This is a genomic window from Nostoc sp. C96 (assembly GCF_059384975.1).
In genome coordinates this window covers 5,443,418-5,461,068 of record NZ_CM182020.1, presented here as the reverse complement: position 1 = coordinate 5,461,068, position 17,651 = coordinate 5,443,418, and the positions used below count along the sequence as shown (strand labels likewise).

Genomic DNA, 17,651 nt, shown 5'->3' with positions numbered 1-17,651 from the left:
TGCCTGTAACTTTAAACTACCATAACCCACGGTCAATACCTTAATGCTGCGTATGAAAACAAAGAAACCCCAGCTACTCAAAAGAAACTGGGGTTTTGAACTCTCGCAATTTTCATCTATATATATGAGATCTTCTCTATTAGGAGATAGTCAACTTTAGCTCCCTAAATCTAGTTGCACCTCTAATCCATTATTACCATCTGTAGACTGAGCCGCTGGTTGTAAGAAAATAGAAGTACTGGGTAACAAGACTGAGCGATTAAAACCTAATCCATTAGAGGACGATTTATTTGTTTGGGTGTTGTTGGAGGGACGGTTGATATTTCCTCCTTCAAAGAATTTCATAAAGTCATTTTCTGCTGTTCTTGTATCAATTCCTTCTAGAGAATCACTAGTTATTTTGTAGCTTTCCTCATTGACAATGGGTGCAGATAGTGACTGAGCGCGAACCAGGCTTTCTAAGCTGAAAATAGCTGCCATAACTGTTAAAGCAGCAATGATTTTAGCTTTCATAAATTTTATCCCAATTCTGTTGTGTTGATTGCTATTATTATTTCAGCAAATAATTTAGTAACTTTTGCTATTAGATATAATCTACATCTGCCAGTATTTTATTTAATCTGTAAATTCTCTGTCAATGATTTATAGAGCTTGATTACAAAACACAATTTATACATAATAAAACTTCTGATTATTACTGCAAATTTATAATAATTATTAAGATTAAAGTCTGTGGTTAAAGTTTAGTAAAATTTAATTCCTCTATAGCAGAATATAAATTCTTGTTACACAAAAATATCCCCAATTTCTTTCAGAAGTCGGGGATATAAGGCTTTGGGTAAGCAGAAAAAAGCGTTACTCAGATTTTTTGGTAAAGCTATAAATTTTCTGCTTTTCCAGACTATCGCTAATAGATGAAGGCAAAGTATCTAAGGATAAAATCTGACGATCAAGTTGAACTTGCAAATTAGTCAGAGGGTCACAACCAGAAGAAATCAGAAATTCGAGTTTCTGAATGTAGGGTAATGTGGCTAGATTATCTATAATTTGGAAGACTGCTTGCAGGTAAGGATGGCCAGTTTGCTTGTACCAATCACAACTGGCTACTTTTGGTTGGTCAAACCCTAAGTGTACAGTCAAAGATGGTTCATCGAATAAAGCGATCGCCAAAGGACGGGCTTCTTCTTGCAACAATAAATCATTCGTTTTGGCGAAATGCCGCAATTTTTCCAACCGTTCATAACGTTTCGTTACTGATTGGGGGTCATCTTGCCAATGAATGGCGATGGTCACTAGATAGGTCTGCAACAGCATGTGACCTAACTTTTTCGCCTTGGTTGCGAGGTAATAGGAATTGTAGTCGTTGGACTCAATTAATAAGGGTACGCGATCGACAACTTCCAAGCCATAGCCTTTAACCCCAGCAATCTTGCGGGGATTATTGGTAATTAAGCGAATATTTTTTACACCTAAATCCATGAGCATTTGCGCTCCCATACCGTAGTCGCGCAGGTCAGCGGGAAATCCTAAACGCTCGTTGGCTTCTACTGTATCTAGACCCATATCCTGTAAGGAATAGGCTTTCAGTTTATTAATTAAGCCAATACCCCGACCTTCTTGACGCAGGTAAACAACGACACCTTGACCTGCACTTTCAATCATGTTTAAAGCAGCTTGTAACTGCATTCGACAGTCACAACGCAAAGACCCCAAAGCATCACCAGTTAAACATTCTGAGTGCATCCGCACCATAACTGGTTCATCTTTGAAAGTGGCGGGGTCGCCTTTGACAATAGCAACGTGTTCGCAATTATCGAGGGTGTGGCGGTAAGCGTAAATTTTGAAATGACCGAATTGTGTGGGTAACTCGGCAATACTTTCGCGGATCACGAGGCGATCGTGTTGCAGACGATAACTGATTAAGTCCGCAATACTGATAATTTTTAAATTGTAGTTTTTTGCGTACTCAATTAGCTGGGGTAGCCGCGCCATTGAACCATCGGGGTTTTGAATTTCGCAAATCACCCCCGCTGGGTAAAGTCCAGCCAATCGAGATAAATCCACAGCCGCTTCCGTATGTCCGGCGCGTTTGAGAACACCGCCAGCTTTGGCGCGAATTGGGAAGATATGCCCAGGACGACGTAAATCTAAAGGTGTGGTGGCTGGGTTTAGAGCAACTTGAATAGTCCGAGCGCGATCTTCGGCAGAAATGCCTGTGCTAACACCTAAATGGGGGCCAGCATCGATACTAACTGTAAATGCAGTTTGGTTAGTGTCCGTAATGTTAGTCACCATCAAAGGCAAATCTAGCTCGTCGAGGCGATCGCCTGTCATCGCTAGACAAATTAACCCTCTTGCTTGCACCGCCATGAAATTGATCATGTCAGGTGTGGCAAATTGAGCAGCACAAATCAAATCACCTTCATTTTCTCGATTTTCGTCATCAACCACCACAATGACGCGACCCGCTTTGAGATCTGCCAAAGCAGCATCAATCGAATCAAATTTAAAAGTTGGTTGAGCAGTATGATCAGTGGTTTCTCCTGCTTGAGGAGCTACACTCATTTGCGAGTTTTCGCTCTCAGCCGGAGTGCCATAAGACTGCCGTGTAGGTTTAGGCGTTGACACAAAAGACTTCCAGTTAGTGATAGTAAATTTTTTTTAACAATTTCTATATTTTGATTGTAACTCCTTTATACGACGGAGAATACACTAGCAATGATTCGATAACATGGTCTAGTCTTTACCGTTAAAATTGGGATTTAGTCCAAAAATTAAAGTCATAGTTAGGACTTACCCACAGACAATCTCTGTGGCGACTGGGTATAAGGGGAAAAGATTTAGGGTGTAAGGGTTTTAGCTACATACACTCATAAACCCCCTTATACCATCCCAAAAACCTAGATGTTTCGTTTTTATGCGTAAGTTCTAATAGTGCTGAGTGCTGAGGTAACAAAGGAAAAATGACAAATAACCATTGATCATTGACTCTTGACCATTGACTGATAAATTAATCAAAAGCGGATAAGGATTTCAGAATCATGGGCAATTTTAGGCGCGTACCTGTTGGGATTGTTGGCGCGTCAGGCTATGGTGGAGTGCAGCTAGTTCGACTACTTATGGAACATCCAGAAGTGGAACTAGTTTATTTAGGCGGTGATAGCAGTGCGGGGAAATCCTTTGGGGATCTTTACCCACATTTGGCTCATTTAGTAAATTTGCCAATAGAGGCAGTAGATCCAGAAGTTATAGCTCACCGCTGCGAAGTTGTGTTTTTATCTCTTCCAAATGGTCTGGCTTGCCAAATTACACCGCAATTATTAGAAAAAGGATGTAAAGTACTGGATTTGAGTGCCGATTATCGATTTAGTAATCTGGCAACTTATACCAGTTGGTATGGACAAGAAAGAAGCGATCGCACTGCGGCGGCTACAGCAGTTTATGGTTTACCGGAACTATACCGCGATCGCATTAGCGAAGCCCAATTGGTTGGCTGTCCTGGCTGTTATCCTACTGCCAGCTTGTTAGCATTATCACCACTGTTAAAGCAAGGCTTGATTGTGCCAGAAACCGCCATCATCGATGCCAAGTCTGGCACATCTGGCGGTGGACGGCAAGCCAAAGTCAACTTATTACTTGCTGAAGCTGATAACTCCCTCGCTGCTTATGGAGTCGTTCGTCACCGCCATACCCCAGAAATTGAGCAGATTTGTAGCGAATTAGCGGGTCATGAAGTGACTGTACAATTTACGCCCCACCTCATACCAATGGTGCGCGGTATTTTGGCGACTGTCTACGCTACACTCCGCGATCCCGGCTTGGCTAGAGATGATTTAATAACCATTTACAACGCTTTCTATCGCAACTCTCCTTGGGTAAAAGTTTGCCAAAGTGGTGTTTATCCGCAAACCAAGTGGGCATGTGGTAGTAATCTTTGCTTTATTGGTGTTGAAGTTGACCCGCGTACAGGTCGTGTAATTGTCATGTCAGCTATTGACAACTTGATTAAAGGACAAGCGGGTCAAGCCATTCAGTGTATGAACTTGATGCTGGGCTGGGAAGAAACCTTGGGTTTGCCCAAATTGGGATTTTATCCTTGAAGTATGAAGTGTGAAGTATGAAGTATGAAATAATAAATTTCACACTTCACACTTTTGACTTCAGACTTTATTTCGCCCCTAAACCAACAGCACCAGCATAAATGGCGCGATCGCCTAATTCATCCTCAATGCGGAGTAAGCGGTTGTATTTAGCGACTCGTTCGCTACGACACAGAGAGCCTGTTTTAATTTGACCTGCACGGGTAGCCACAGCCAAATCAGCAATTGTTGTGTCTTCAGTTTCACCAGAACGATGGCTAATCACTGACCGGAAACTGTTGCGTGTTGCCAAATCAATTGTTTCTAAGGTTTCGGTAAGAGAACCAATTTGGTTGAGTTTAATCAAAATGGCGTTACCAGCTTTTTCATCAATGCCTTTACGCAAGCGGGTAGCATTCGTGACAAACAAGTCATCGCCCACCAATTGCACCCGTGAGCCTAATTTCTGGGTCAACAGTTGCCAGTTAGACCAATCTTCTTCATGCAAACCATCTTCAATGGAAACAATTGGGTACTGGTCAACCAATTGCCCTAAATAATCAATGAACTCAGCGGGAGAGTGAGGTTTACCATCGTAAACATACTGACCATTTTTGTAAAATTCACTAGCTGCCACATCTAAGGCCAAAGCTACTTCTTCTCCTGGCTTGTAACCTGCTTTTTTAATCGCCGCTACCAGCAATTCTAAAGCTACTTGGTTAGATTCCAAGTTAGGAGCAAAACCGCCTTCATCGCCCACACCAGTCAGCAAACCCTTTTCATCCAAGACTTTGCTGAGAGTAGCAAATACTTCTGCACCCCAACGTAATGCTTCCTTAAAAGAAGACGCACCAACAGGGACAATCATAAACTCTTGAAAATCCACATTGTTGGCTGCGTGTGCGCCACCATTAATTACATTCATCAACGGGACTGGTAGCAAATTTGCCAAAGGCCCGCCCAAATAGCGATAAAGGGGAATCCCCAAAGATTCAGCACCAGCTTTTGCCGCCGCTAGGGAAACAGCCAAAATCGCATTTGCCCCTAAATTGGATTTGTTCGCTGAACCATCAACCGCAATCATTGTCCGGTCGATTAATTCTTGGTTTAGGGCATCCAAGTTTAACAATTTTGGGGTCAGCACTTCTTTGACGTTCTGCACCGCCTTGAGAACGCCTTTGCCACCATAACGGCTTTTATCGTCGTCTCGCAGTTCGTGGGCTTCAAAAGTTCCTGTAGAGGCTCCACTGGGAACCTGCGCTAGTCCCACAGCACCATTCAGCAAATGCACCTCGGCTTCAACTGTCGGTCTACCTCGTGAATCGAGAATTTCCCGTGCCACAATTGCCTCTATGGCTGTATCTACAATGTTACTCATCTGTGCTTTGTCCTTTGTTCTAGTGCGTTCTTAGAGTTGAGCGCATAAAATCCAGTGGATTAACCTAACCGTTAGCATAGGCTGTTCAGCGACTTAATCGGCTGAGATTAAAGAAGATTTCCAGATATAGCAGAAGGCAGGAGGCAGAAGGACGACACTTTGCTCAAGTCGGGAAACCCGCCCACGCAAGTGTCTCCAGAAGGCAGGAGGTAAAAATTTTACTATTGCTGGCATTCAAGCTATCAAAATGTCCTACCTATGTAACTACGTCTATATTTGGTAAATCCCTTTAGGATATGCGAACTTTGGATTTTGGATTATTTTTTAGGCAAAAGTCAACAGTAAGCCAAACCTGTCTGAGGAGAAAGAAAGTCAGGGCTTACGGATAATAGAGTTTTTCTGAGCAAAGCGATCGCTCTTGCTGCCAACAATGATAATTTTAAGGATTGGGAACCCTTAAAAATCGAAGTTTATGAACGCAGCCGACGATAAAACGATTGTTCGTGAGTATTTCAATTCCACAGGGTTTGACCGCTGGAAGCGGATTTACGGTGATGGCGAAGTCAATAAAGTTCAGTTAGACATTCGCTATGGTCATCAACAAACCGTGGATAAGGTTATCGGCTGGCTGAAAAATGATGGCAATTTATCTGAGCTATCAATCTGCGATGCTGGCTGCGGTGTAGGTAGTCTCAGCATTCCCTTAGCTACTGAAGGTGCTAAGATTTATGCCAGTGATATTTCCGACAAAATGGTGGAAGAAGGTAAACAAAGAGCTTTAGAAGCTTTAGGAAATTCCACTAATCCTAGTTTTGCCGTCCAAGATTTAGAATCTCTAAGTGGCAACTACCACACCGTAATTTGCTTGGATGTTCTCATTCACTACCCCCAAGACAAAGCCGATGAGATGATTTCTCATCTTTGTTCTTTGGCAGAATCACGGATAATCCTGAGTTTTGCACCCAAAACTTGCGCTCTCAGTCTCCTCAAAAAGATTGGTAGTTTCTTTCCAGGTGCCAGCAAGACAACTCGTGCTTATCTGCACCGTGAAGCTGATGTGGTGAAGATTATTGAAAAAAATGGCTTTACAGTCCAGCGTCAAGAAATGACTAAAACTCGCTTCTATTACTCCCGCTTACTCGAAGCTACACGGAATTAAAAAGTGCTGATATCGGTTCACTTTAAGTTTGATACAAATAGACCGCAGGGGGCAGGGAGCAGGGAGCAGGGGGAAAGAATGAAAAACCCATAAATTTGTATCATTTTTTTCGTGAAATGGTATAAGTGCTGAGTGCTGAGTTAAAAAGACCGCCTTTCCCTGGCGGTTTTTTATTTTATAGCAGTAGACAAGATGGTTATACCAATTCTCTAAATCCAGGCTATGGATAATTCTCCCCCTGCCCCCTGCCCCTCTGCTGCATATATGTAGCCATATTTTGGGGAATTGGTATTATTACCTCCCTCAAGGGCTGAGTCAATTTAAAATTGACTAATGACTACTAATTTATTTGCACAACTTGTTGGACAACAGCAAGCCATAGAATTACTGACTGAGGCTGTTAGGCAAAATAGAGTTGCGCCAGCTTATTTGTTTGTTGGGACAGATGGTGTAGGAAGGAGTTTAGCAGCACGGTGTTTTGTAGAATTATTATTTTCTAGTAGTGTCGAGACGCAGTTGGTTGCATCTGTGCAGAATCGGGTGCGTCAAGGGAACCATCCTGATTTGTTATGGGTACAGCCAACATATCAATATCAAGGACAAAGATTAACAGCCGCCGAAGCCGCCGAGAAAAAACTCAAGCGTAAAGCACCACCGTTAATTCGGTTAGAACAAATTCGAGAAATTACACAATTTCTCAGCCGTCCGCCTTTAGAAGCACCGAGAAATGTAGTGGTGCTAGAAGAAGCGCAAACAATGGCAGAACCAGCGGCAAATGCTCTACTAAAAACTTTAGAGGAACCGGGAAAAGCAACCATAATTTTAATTGCTCCTTCTCCTGAGTCTGTGTTGTCAACTTTGGTTTCGCGCTGTCAAAAAATTCCTTTTTATCGCTTAGATACAGCAGCTTTAACTCAGGTATTGCTGCAAAAAAATCATCAGGAAATTTTGCAGCATCCGGCTGTTTTGAATATAGCAGGTGGCAGTCCAGGAAGTGCGATCGCCTGTTATGAACAATTACAAGCCATTCCCCCTGAGTTACTCACAAATTTAACCTCAGCACCAAAATCTGCCCGTCATGCTTTAGAATTAGCTAAAAAAATTGACAAAGATTTAGATACAGAATCACAACTGTGGTTAATTGATTATCTCCAACATTCTTATTGGCAACAGTGGCATCAATCGGGAATTATTCATCAGTTAGAACAGGCACGTAAAGCTCTTTTAGTTTATGCTCAACCGCGCTTAGTTTGGGAATGTACTTTATTATCTGTCTATCAACAATGCAATCTGCAAAACTAAAATATATGTGAGTGATTTTTTCCAAGGTTTTGCAGAATTTATATCGTATCTTTTAAGTCAGACTTTGTTGCATCCCATAATCTAGCAATGCAACAGCAGTATCGATACCTGCTATAAATTCAGGACATTTTTGTAAAATTCGAGCAGTTTCGATAATTTGATGCAGTAAACCAACAGGAGGCTTTTCCTGCGTCAAGATTTGTTGCAGATTGGCAATACCTTGCTCGGTATGTCCGATTGCTATGACATAGAGCGTGCGAAAGAGTCTTTCATGTTGGGCGTGTTCTCCGTAAAGCTCTAAACCTTTCTTCCAAGTTGCTCTAGCTTCTTGCAAATTTCCTCGCACGGCTTGGAGTAGTCCCATACTTAATACTCCATTTCCATACAGTGGGTTGAGTTGGAGGGCGGTTGTGAATTCTTGTTCAGCTTGGGCTAAATTTCCTTGTACCAAACACAGTATTCCCAGGTTTTTGTAATTCTGGAATCTTTGGGGATTAAGTTCAATTGCATAATGAAATGCTTCTATGGCTTCTTTCCAGCGTTCCAGGTCACGATACAGATATCCTAAATCGTTATATACTCTAGAGTTTTTGGAGTCGATTTCAAGCGCCTGATTGAAAGCAGAAAATGCTTCATCATATTGCCCTAAGTCATGATGTGTCATACCCAAATTACTATAAGTAGAGGAATTGAGTTGGTGTTTGCTATCGATAGTATTAATCGCACGCTTATAAGTTAAAATCGCTTCTTCATGCTGTCCCAAATTAGAGTAGGTATAGGCTAATCTATCAAGAATAAAGTTAGCTATCCAGTCTTTACCCGTTGTTTTTTTAAGCGCTTGGTTAAAAGTAGAAATTGCATCATTATAACGACCTGCATCACTGTACACACTTCCCAATGCACTGTAAGCAAATAGATTTTCAGGCTCTTCCTCGAGCCACTGATTGCAATAAGCGATCGCTTTATCAAATTTCTTAAGATTTTGGTATGCACTAGCAACTCCCATCTTCATAACAAAAGTTAGCTCAACACCTCGAAGATAAGCTGCGATCGCCTCTTCGTATCGATTTTGGTAGTAATAAACATCTCCTAAGTCTGTAAGGCCTGTAAAGTCTAAATAGGGAAACTCAACTGCTGCTATTCCTTTGGCAATTGCCTGTCTCACAGATTGCTTCTTATGATTGAGCGCATGTTCTTCTAACCATGCCATAGCATCAGAATTATCTTTCCAATAAGAAACTATCTTCCTCACAATTATTTCTTTATCTTTAGAAGTTAATAGTGCTTCTTGTAATGTGTTCAGAAGTTTTGCCGAGGCTTGGAAAATTTTATTTTTACTACTCACTTCTGAGAGACAATCTGCTGCCAGTAATAAATGAGATATGTCTTCTTTTTCCTGTTGATTTTTCTTAATATCTACCAAGAATTCAATTATGGCTCCAACAAACTCAGAATCGATTTTTCCAACAATTAATCGCAAGACTTCATGCCAAGATTTATCTTGCCAGTGTTGACCAAAGACTTCTGTTTGTAGCTGTTCAATTGTTATGCCTTCATCTAAGCCTCGCTTGTTGAAACGGTTGACAAACTCCATTGCACAAAAATATTCCAGAAATGTGCGATGTACAAAGGCATAATATTCGTTACCCAAATGACAAAGAATGAAATTACGGATACGGAACTGGTCAATAATTTTTCCCGCGACTATCAGAGGATTATTTACTTCACGTAACCTGAGATACCCTGCAAGAGCTGCTTCCAATTCATCTCGATGAATGATATTACCTTTTAAGCCCTGTTTGCTGGCTTGCATATAATAGGCAACTTGGCATAACATAGCTTGCTTGGCACGCAAATCCACATCATCAAGGGTTAACTGTATTTTCTTGTATTCAATATCCCACTGATGCAGTAATACTTTAGCTGCTTCTTCATAGAGATCAGCGCGTTTGCGTGGTAATTCTTGCCTGCGATTGAGAATTGCCATCATTGTCAACAACAGAGGATTACCCGCCAATTCTTTTATTGCAGCAGATTCTTTGATGGCATCCTGCAAGCGTTTTTGAATCTCAGAACGTTCTCGCTCGGATTCATCAATTAATGCTAATTTGTGCCACTTCTTGAGAAAATCACGAATCTGCTTTTCGTCTAAATCTTCTAGTGTAAAATGCCGAAATTGTGCATCTGTCAAACGTTCGGAGTTATATCCCACAATACGCGACGTTACAATGACGCGCACTTGCTTATACTTGTTTGTAAAATTGTGAATTTCGGTAATAATTCGATTTCTAATTTCTGGATCGAAAATTTCGTCTAAACCATCAAACATAACCAGCGCTTTTCCCGAACGTAATTGCTGGTCGAGTGCTAATTCATTCAACTCACAGATTTTGCGCTTTCCCTGATGAAAAAATCCGAGAAAATCCTTCGGGGTGTTTTCGTCCCTAGCATAATCGCGCAGTTCAATCAGTAAGGGTAGTTCTGGAGTTGGACTTTCTGCCCAATCTAATGCTAGATATTGTAGTAGTGACGATTTGCCCGACCCCGGATCGCCGAGAATAACCACATAGGGACAATCCGAATCGCGCAATATATCCAAAACCGATTGCACGGGTTTGCCTAAAAAGATTTGCTTGTAGCGTTCCAACTCCTCCAAAGATACCCCCGCTTCCAGCAAGCCTGCCTCTTGAAGTTCCCTCTGTATTTGTTTGGGCAACTCATAGCGCGAAGGTGGTAAAGCTTCTCGCACGTTTTGAGGTACAAAAACGTTCCAAAGCCTGACGCGATATTGTCGATCTGTTGGGTCGATCGCATTCAGTTTCAGGTAGCCATAAGATTCACGAATGCTCTCACGGTATCTTTCTAAATCAAAGTCTGGTACGATGCCTAGAAGTTGCTGAGTATTATCTTTAATATCCGTCAGTTGCTTGGCACTAAATAAATCTTTTAATTCCTGTGATTCACCAATGATGTCTTCAACACGATTTAAATAAACTCTACCAAGCTTCCCCCAACTAAAATCTTCAGGCAGTTGTTTCAATTTCATCTCAGCCCAAACATCCTGCAACAACCTACCATCCAAAAACTGACATCCTGGTTCAAATGCTTTTGCCAGCCAAGCTTTGACTGACTTATTGTAAATAAACTTTTGGAGTGCTGGGGCATACAGTTTAATATCTACTTTTCTAATCCCCGATGCTTCTAATTCTTGCTGTACTAGGTAAAGAAATTGGGCGATTGCTTTACCCATTGCCTCTGCTAGAGCATCCTTTTTGAATTTGTTAATTCCTGACTTGAGCGAATCCTTAAAAAAGTCCTTAACGAAATCCTTTCCCGCTTCCTTTGTGAGATTGCCTAATACATTTCCTATATTCTCTAATATTTCTCGAAAAGCAAACCCAGCAAACTGTTGTACACCCCAAATTACCAGCCATTCCATAAGTCTTCTCTAAATGCTTGGCTATTAAAAATTTTTCTTATAATCATCCTAATCTGGGATGATTATCTATTGTTTTTCTGATTAGTACTCATTATTTTATTTTTTATACAGAAAGCCTCTGTTAAATTGCTTAATTTGAACTAATCGATAAATTTGTTGCAAAGGCGCAAAAATCTAGCTTATAAAAAAATACAATTACTCTACAAGAGTGTTGCAATCCTCAGCACAAATTACCACAGGATTAGGGATTAACGGCGATCGCCATCTTCTCGAAAAAGTTAAAATCAGTAAACTGCCCTCCAAAGCTGATGATTTCTCATTTGGAAACAGACTGGAGAATATTATGACCCTAGCAGCCGCTAAACCTATAAAAGAATCACCCCTGTTGTTTGAGGGAATGACTTGGAGAGAATTCAAAGCAGTTGAACAGTTATTAGACCGTCCAGGATATCGGCTGTCTTTTCTGGATGGAGTTTTGGAGATTCGCAAAATGCCAGGAGAAGCACACGAAACCGTTAAGAAAAGAATTGCTGCATTGTTAGAACTTTATCTGCTCATGGCAGGATTTGACTTTACACCAACTGGCTCAATGACTTTAGAAAGTGAATCGGGTGCTGTGAAGCGAGAGGCTGATGAATCTTATAAACTTGCACCTAGTCGAGTGCGTCCTGATTTAGCGATTGAGGTGGTGTTTACTAGTGGCGGAATTAATAAACTGGAAGCTTATAAGCGCCTGTTAATTCCAGAGGTTTGGTTTTGGGAAGATGGGGTGTTAGAAGTTTATCATCTGCGGCAAGATGGCAATACGTTTCAATATGAAAGAATTTCGGCGTTGCATAATAGAGGGATGACTTGAGGGTATCTACTGTGCAATGTCCATACTGCGGATCTACGAAAATTCGTAAGAACGGAAAGCGAAGAAGTAAACAAAATCACATTTGCGTATCATGCGCTCGCCAATTTATTGATTTGTACGAGCCACCAAAAGGATATTCTGAGGAATTGAAACAAGAATGCTTAAAAATGTACCTTAACGGTATGGGTTTTCGTGGGATTGAACGAGTCAAAGGAGTACATCATACTACTATTATTTATTGGGTCAAACAATTGGGAGAGAAACTTCCGGACGTACCGAAAGAAGATGTAATTCCAGAAGTTGGAGAACTTGATGAATTAGAGACATTTGTTGGTTCAAAAAAAACAAAATTTGGTTATGGACAGCAGTAAATCACTTTACTCAAGGTATTTTAGCCTGGGTTTTGGGAGACCATAGTGCCGAAACTTTTGAGCCATTGTGGAAAATTGCTAAACAATGGAAAAGCTATTTTTATGTGACAGATGGCTGGAAAGTTTACCCAAGCTTTATTCCAGATGGAGACCAAATTGTCAGTAAAACATATATGACACGAGTTGAAAATGAAAACACTAGGCTTAGACATTATTTAGCACGCCTTCACCGAAAAACTTTATGCTATTCCAAGACAGAAGAAATGCTGAGATACTCGGTTAAATTATTACTTCATTATTTGAAGTATCAAACTGTACCTACATAAATCGATTCATCCCTTCATTCAGCAACGCCAGAATTTCTAGTAGTGAAGAAGTTAAAGGCATAGATTTAGATTTACTGTTACGCTGCATTAATATGGCAAATCATGTTGATGCTATTAAAACTTTTCAACAGGCACTTCAGAAATAGTTGGTAATTACTGTTTTTACTCTAATAAACGCCGTGTGCAACTTTATCTCAAACCTAACCCCCTAACCCCCTTCCCTTGTAGGGAAGGGGGGGAATTTAAAGCCCTTCTCCGCGTCGGAGCGAAAAGTTGAGCCAGTGCGTTGGACGGGTTCCCCAGCATAAAGCAACTGGCGTTGCGCGTTCAGGTTTCCCGGCGCAAAACCTTTCAAGACAGAGGGGTTGGGAGAGGTTTATCAAATTCACGTTAATCTTAATAGCGTGTTGCATTTTGCGACAACGCACGTTACAACCATAAAACAATGCTGCTGATGTTGATACAAACTAAATTACGCCACAGGTTTTATCTTTTGCTTTACCGTCGAGCGTGGTTTTTTGCGGTTTGATTTGCGCGTTCCGCCAGCCATACCATACTCATAACTATCTTTGCCAAAGCGAGATGCAACACTCACCAGCATTTGTTCTGAAAAGTCATTTAAGCCACGTTCTGATTCTAATAAAGCATTCTGCGCTTTTTCTACCATTATTCGGGCTTGATTATAGGCGGCTAACTTCTCTCTTACGTCATAAATTTTCGTGTTGTAAGTAACGATTGAACACCCATTGCCAAAGTCTAACTCAGGGTTAATTGCTTGTATTCCTTCAATCCGCCGTTCAGCTTTGGTAAGTGCGATGGAATTGCGTTTCCGTTGCGCCATAAAGTTTTCCTGTTGAGAATCTACACGGAGTTTTTTAGATAACATTAATGTACGCAACAAATAGGTTTACTAGCTTGAGTAAAGCTACAGAACTTAGACTGCATTGGCATGAGTAAGCTGAGTAAATGCGAGTAATTTTGCTGAATTTTGGATAAAAAGTTGGGTATATGACTCAGGAAGTTAATATATGAACCAGAAATCTAATTTGTGAGTCACAAATCTGATTTGCGAATCAAAAATCTAATTTACGAGTCACAAATTTGATTTACGAATCAGAAATCTAATTTGTGAGTCAGAAATCTGATTTACGAGTCCAAAATCTAATTTAAATTTCAAAACCTTTACAACCATACACCCTTACTCCTTCACACCCCTTTGTAATTAATGCTGGTTCCCCTGCTGCCCTAAGCCTCGTATGATCAAGATATCCGCAAAATATAAAGTCGCCAGATTTTCACGGCATAACATGGGCAGTATTTGGGAAATCGATTTTTACTCTCGTCCAATTTTGGATGAAAATCAAAAAAAAGTTTGGGAAGTTGTAGTCTGCGAAAGTCCGTTGGATATTCGAGCGCAAACAGATTCGTTATTTCGCTATGCTCAATATTGTCCTAGCACCCAAGTCAATTCGGGCTGGTTGCGGACGGCGTTGCAGGAAGCCATTAACAAAGCCGGAGAAGCGCCCATTAAAATTCGCTTTTTCCGTCGCCAAATGAACAATATGATTACTAAGGCTTGCCAAGATTTGGGAATTCCGGCTCAACCTAGTCGCCGCACTTTGTTGCTGAACCAATGGCTACAACAGCGGATGGAGGAAGTTTATCCTCAAGAACCGGGTTATCAAGGCGGAACTAACCCTTCTGTGCGTTTAGACAGTCCTTTACCTCAGCGTTTACCTGATGCGTTAGAAGGACAGCAATGGGTGTTTGTCAGCTTATCAGCAGGGGAATTGGCAGAAATGCCAGAGTGGGATATTGGCTTTGGTGAAGCTTTTCCTTTAGAAATGGCGCAATTGTCGCCAGAGACTCGCATTCCGGGAGTTTTGATTTTCTCACCCAGGGCTTTACCTTTAGCTGGTTGGATGTCTGGTTTAGAGTTAGCTTTTTTAAGAGTTGATCAGAGTGTTGGTACAAGGTTAATTCTGGAGACTGGTGCTACAGAAAGTTGGATTGTGGCAAATATCAAAAATCCCCAACTTTTAGTCGAAGCTAAAGGTTTTGCTGAAGCTAAACAAAAAGCCAATGGAGTACATTTTATTGGTGTACAGTCAAGTCCCCAAGCAGAATCTTTTGCGGGGTTTTGGTTGTTGCAAGAGGTGACTTTGCCGTAAAACAGGTAAGAGAGACAAGGTGCAAGGAGCAAATACTCTCTCCTCTGCACCCTGCACCCTGCACCCTGCCATTTTCTAGGTACAGACTTATACATACTGATGATTTTTGGGGAATTCTCTGCATTGATGGAACGCTGATAGATGTCCATGATTTGGGATAATTATCTGCGTCACTCTCCGTTGTCAAAAGCAAATTGCTGATTTGCGCGGATAGGCTCCAATGATTTGGGATAATTATCTGCGTTTGCTTGCAGTTCAAAATCCGAAATCCACAATTCACCAAGGGTCATGGGTTCTGAAAATTTCTCACACGATACACTAGCAGAACAGCTGCTGGAACTAGCCATTAAATCGGGAGCCGAAGCCGCTGAGGTGTATCAGTCGCGATCGCTTTCTCGTCCGGTTTTTTTTGAGGCTAACCGCCTTAAACAACTAGAAACCAGTCAATCGGAAGGTACAACGCTACGGTTATGGCGCAATGGTTGTCCAGGACTAACTGTTGCTTATGGTAATGTTTCACCCCAGGCGATGGTGGAACGGGCTTTAGCTTTGAGTGAACTAAATCCGCCAGAAACAATCGAGTTGGTGAGTAACTCTAAGCCAGATTACCCAGACTTGGGGGAAAGTGTACCCATAGAAGTTTTAGTCAACTGGGGTAAAGAAGCGATCGCCATTATCCGCGATACTTACCCAGATGTGCTATGCAACAGTGACTGGGAATGTGATGTGGAAACTACTAGACTTGTGAATAGTCAAGGTCTAGATTGTTACTACACTGATACTACCCTGAGTTGTTATATGTCAGCCGAATGGGTCAGGGGTGATGATTTTTTGAGTGTTTCTGATGGTCAAACTCAACGCAATACTCTAGACCCAGAAAAGTTAGCTTATCAAATTTTACAAAGGTTAGTCTGGGCGAAAGAAAATGTTGCGCCGCCTAACGGTCGCATACCCGTTTTATTTACTTCTAAAGCAGCTGATATGCTGTGGGGAACTGCCCAAGCAGCTTTAAATGGTAAACGTGTGTTAGAAGCAGCTTCGCCTTGGGGAGAACGGATGAATCAACAAGTCGTTGCTCCTAATTTGACATTTTATCAAGACCCGGAAGCTGGCCCTTATAGTTGCCCTTTTGATGATGAAGGAACGCCTACAACGGCTTTAGTATTTGTCAAAGATGGCATATTACAGCATTTTTATGGCGATCGCACTACAGGCTATCAACTAGGTGTCGGCTCTACTGGTAATGGTTTTCGCCCTGGTTTAGGTAGCTATCCCACTCCTGGTTTATTTAATTTCTTAATTCAGCCTGGTGCTGCACCACTACGAGATTTAATTCGGCAATTAGATAACGGCTTAATCGTAGATCAAATGTTAGGTGGTAGCGGTGGTATTTCGGGAGACTTTTCCATCAACATTGATTTAGGCTACCGGGTGAAAAATGGCCAAGTCATTGGCCGTGTAAAAGACACGATGGTTGCAGGTAATGTTTACACAGCCTTAAAACACGTTGTAGAGTTGGGTAATGATGCGGATTGGAATGGTTCTTGTTATACCCCATCTTTAATAGTTGAAGGACTATCTACCACCAGCAGAAATCATTAAACGGGTATTGATGCTGTTGCTAGTGATTTGTTTCATTGAGATGAACCAACTTTAAAAGCCAAATCCGGGCGTTTTGCACTCACTAAATCACCCCGTCAGTGCATTACGGGAGAGATTTAAGGTTGAAAGCGGAAGTTTTGGAGCAATCGCACTTGAGCAATCGTCTCAAAATCATGATCGTTATGCTACCGCATTGCTCACGTCACAGCCAATACATTGATTACTCTTCTTGTTCTTTAGGATCCGTTTCTTCAAACCCTAACCAGAAAGCCAGCACATCCTCAACTTCTACCATTTGCTCAGATGTCAAACTACCCAATTTGCGTAAAAGTTTTGTATGAGGAATTGTGATTACGTTTTGTACGTCAAAGGCTCCTTCTCGAAGGAACTTAATTTTGATTTGCACCTCAAACCTTGAACCGCGTAGACTTGTTGTATGTGGAATTAGAGTTGCTAATGCACGATCTTGATTGAGAGCAGGAATACTGATTACCAAACATGGTCTGACTTTCGCTACATAACCCAGATCAACTAGCCAAACTTCACCACGTTCAGGGCTACTCATACATGGCTTCCTGTTCATCCAGTTCGAGAAAAAGTTCCTCAGCGTTCAGAACTAAATCTTCATCAGACAAGGGTGGAAAATCTAGGTAAACCATCCGCTTCAGAATCTCTGATAACAAATCCAACCGTTCTGAGTCTGTTAAGCGGTCGAAGGTATCTAGAAGTTCTTGTACTAAAGCAGTCATGGCTGTTTACTTATACCTGCTGATAGCATAACACAAGCTGAATGGGGATCTCAGCTATCGCTATTTGTAATAATTTACTGTCTGACTTTTCTAAGTCTCTAGCCACTTGCGTTGCTATAATCACTTGTGTTTTCCTCAAGACGGAACCGCCCCATAAAACTGAACCATCTTGCCTAGCTGCTAATCTCTATCTCTTATTTCAAGGTATAACTATGAACA

General features: G+C 41.4%; 14 protein-coding genes. 7 read left to right on the top strand and 7 right to left on the bottom strand.

Annotation, left to right across the window (positions count from 1 at the left end; genetic code table 11):
• Positions 1-156: 156 nt before the first annotated feature.
• Together AC504W_RS23365 and ribBA are read right to left on the bottom strand one after the other, a co-directional pair.
• Positions 157-513, bottom strand: a complete 357-nt coding sequence (locus AC504W_RS23365) for a hypothetical protein (RefSeq protein WP_494874587.1) — start codon at positions 511-513, stop codon at positions 157-159.
• A gap of 342 nt (positions 514-855) precedes the next feature.
• Entirely contained in the window at positions 856-2,565 is a 1,710-nt protein-coding gene (ribBA, locus tag AC504W_RS23360; protein ID WP_494878746.1) for a bifunctional 3,4-dihydroxy-2-butanone-4-phosphate synthase/GTP cyclohydrolase II, read from the bottom strand.
• 476 nt (positions 2,566-3,041) lie between these two features.
• On the opposite strand from ribBA, the gene argC reads away from it, so the two are divergent.
• Entirely contained in the window at positions 3,042-4,100 is a 1,059-nt protein-coding gene (gene argC, locus AC504W_RS23355; protein ID WP_494874586.1) for an N-acetyl-gamma-glutamyl-phosphate reductase, read from the top strand.
• A 67-nt stretch (positions 4,101-4,167) separates the two neighbouring features.
• Here the strand turns inward: argC and eno are convergent, their stop codons facing one another.
• On the bottom strand, positions 4,168-5,457 hold the full coding sequence (gene eno / locus AC504W_RS23350) for a phosphopyruvate hydratase (protein ID WP_096580420.1): 1,290 nt from the start codon (positions 5,455-5,457) through the stop codon (positions 4,168-4,170).
• Between the two features lie 472 nt (positions 5,458-5,929).
• Between eno and bchM the strand changes: the two genes are divergently transcribed.
• Positions 5,930-6,616 carry a magnesium protoporphyrin IX methyltransferase gene (gene bchM, locus AC504W_RS23345; RefSeq protein WP_494874585.1) on the top strand — a complete coding sequence of 229 codons (687 nt, stop codon included), beginning with the start codon at positions 5,930-5,932 and terminating at the stop codon, positions 6,614-6,616.
• Positions 6,617-6,949: 333 nt separating this feature from the next.
• A complete protein-coding gene (gene holB / locus AC504W_RS23340) occupies positions 6,950-7,918 on the top strand; it encodes a DNA polymerase III subunit delta' (protein WP_494874584.1) in 969 nt (322 codons plus the stop codon).
• A 52-nt stretch (positions 7,919-7,970) separates the two neighbouring features.
• Here holB and AC504W_RS23335 read toward each other — a convergent pair whose 3' ends face one another.
• On the bottom strand, positions 7,971-11,357 hold the full coding sequence (locus AC504W_RS23335; protein ID WP_494874583.1) for a tetratricopeptide repeat protein: 3,387 nt from the start codon (positions 11,355-11,357) through the stop codon (positions 7,971-7,973).
• 208 nt (positions 11,358-11,565) lie between these two features.
• Between AC504W_RS23335 and AC504W_RS23330 the strand changes: the two genes are divergently transcribed.
• On the top strand, positions 11,566-12,213 hold the full coding sequence (locus AC504W_RS23330) for a Uma2 family endonuclease (protein ID WP_494874582.1): 648 nt from the start codon (positions 11,566-11,568) through the stop codon (positions 12,211-12,213).
• An 11-nt stretch (positions 12,214-12,224) separates the two neighbouring features.
• Positions 12,225-12,910 (top strand): IS1 family transposase gene (locus AC504W_RS23325; RefSeq protein ID WP_494873060.1). Its coding sequence is split into 2 segments (ribosomal slippage): positions 12,225-12,564 and positions 12,564-12,910, totalling 687 coding nucleotides; the frame shifts between segments, so codons are not numbered across the junction.
• Between the two features lie 472 nt (positions 12,911-13,382).
• On the opposite strand, the gene AC504W_RS23320 is transcribed toward AC504W_RS23325, so the two are convergent.
• A complete protein-coding gene (locus AC504W_RS23320; RefSeq protein WP_494874581.1) occupies positions 13,383-13,751 on the bottom strand; it encodes a hypothetical protein in 369 nt (122 codons plus the stop codon).
• A gap of 466 nt (positions 13,752-14,217) precedes the next feature.
• Here AC504W_RS23320 and AC504W_RS23315 point away from each other — a divergent pair, with 466 nt between their 5' ends.
• On the top strand, positions 14,218-15,081 hold the full coding sequence (locus tag AC504W_RS23315) for a Tab2/Atab2 family RNA-binding protein (protein ID WP_494878744.1): 864 nt from the start codon (positions 14,218-14,220) through the stop codon (positions 15,079-15,081).
• 288 nt (positions 15,082-15,369) lie between these two features.
• Positions 15,370-16,683 (top strand): TldD/PmbA family protein, encoded by a 1,314-nt coding sequence (locus AC504W_RS23310; RefSeq protein WP_494874580.1) that lies wholly within the window; start codon positions 15,370-15,372, stop codon positions 16,681-16,683.
• Positions 16,684-16,903: 220 nt separating this feature from the next.
• Here AC504W_RS23310 and AC504W_RS23305 read toward each other — a convergent pair whose 3' ends face one another.
• Together AC504W_RS23305 and AC504W_RS23300 are read right to left on the bottom strand one after the other, a co-directional pair.
• Positions 16,904-17,248: a type II toxin-antitoxin system PemK/MazF family toxin gene (locus tag AC504W_RS23305; RefSeq protein ID WP_494874579.1), complete on the bottom strand. Its 345-nt coding sequence runs from the start codon at positions 17,246-17,248 to the stop codon at positions 16,904-16,906.
• On the bottom strand, positions 17,241-17,432 hold the full coding sequence (locus AC504W_RS23300) for a hypothetical protein (RefSeq protein ID WP_494874578.1): 192 nt from the start codon (positions 17,430-17,432) through the stop codon (positions 17,241-17,243). The genes AC504W_RS23305 and AC504W_RS23300 overlap by 8 nt, the downstream gene beginning before the upstream one ends.
• Between the last annotated feature and the right edge of the window lie 219 nt (positions 17,433-17,651).

Excerpts from the sequence above, each read along its gene's own strand:
- AC504W_RS23365 (WP_494874587.1), bottom strand. The coding sequence starts at position 513 with ATGAAAGCTAAAATCATTGCTGCTTTAACAGTTATGGCAGCTATTTTC.
- ribBA (WP_494878746.1), bottom strand. The coding sequence starts at position 2,565 with ATGAGTGTAGCTCCTCAAGCAGGAGAAACCACTGATCATACTGCTCAA.
- argC (WP_494874586.1), top strand. The coding sequence starts at position 3,042 with ATGGGCAATTTTAGGCGCGTACCTGTTGGGATTGTTGGCGCGTCAGGC.
- eno (WP_096580420.1), bottom strand. The coding sequence starts at position 5,457 with ATGAGTAACATTGTAGATACAGCCATAGAGGCAATTGTGGCACGGGAA.
- bchM (WP_494874585.1), top strand. The coding sequence starts at position 5,930 with ATGAACGCAGCCGACGATAAAACGATTGTTCGTGAGTATTTCAATTCC.
- holB (WP_494874584.1), top strand. The coding sequence starts at position 6,950 with ATGACTACTAATTTATTTGCACAACTTGTTGGACAACAGCAAGCCATA.
- AC504W_RS23335 (WP_494874583.1), bottom strand. The coding sequence starts at position 11,357 with ATGGAATGGCTGGTAATTTGGGGTGTACAACAGTTTGCTGGGTTTGCT.
- AC504W_RS23320 (WP_494874581.1), bottom strand. The coding sequence starts at position 13,751 with ATGGCGCAACGGAAACGCAATTCCATCGCACTTACCAAAGCTGAACGG.
- AC504W_RS23315 (WP_494878744.1), top strand. The coding sequence starts at position 14,218 with ATGGGCAGTATTTGGGAAATCGATTTTTACTCTCGTCCAATTTTGGAT.
- AC504W_RS23310 (WP_494874580.1), top strand. The coding sequence starts at position 15,370 with ATGGGTTCTGAAAATTTCTCACACGATACACTAGCAGAACAGCTGCTG.
- AC504W_RS23305 (WP_494874579.1), bottom strand. The coding sequence starts at position 17,248 with ATGAGTAGCCCTGAACGTGGTGAAGTTTGGCTAGTTGATCTGGGTTAT.
- AC504W_RS23300 (WP_494874578.1), bottom strand. The coding sequence starts at position 17,432 with ATGACTGCTTTAGTACAAGAACTTCTAGATACCTTCGACCGCTTAACA.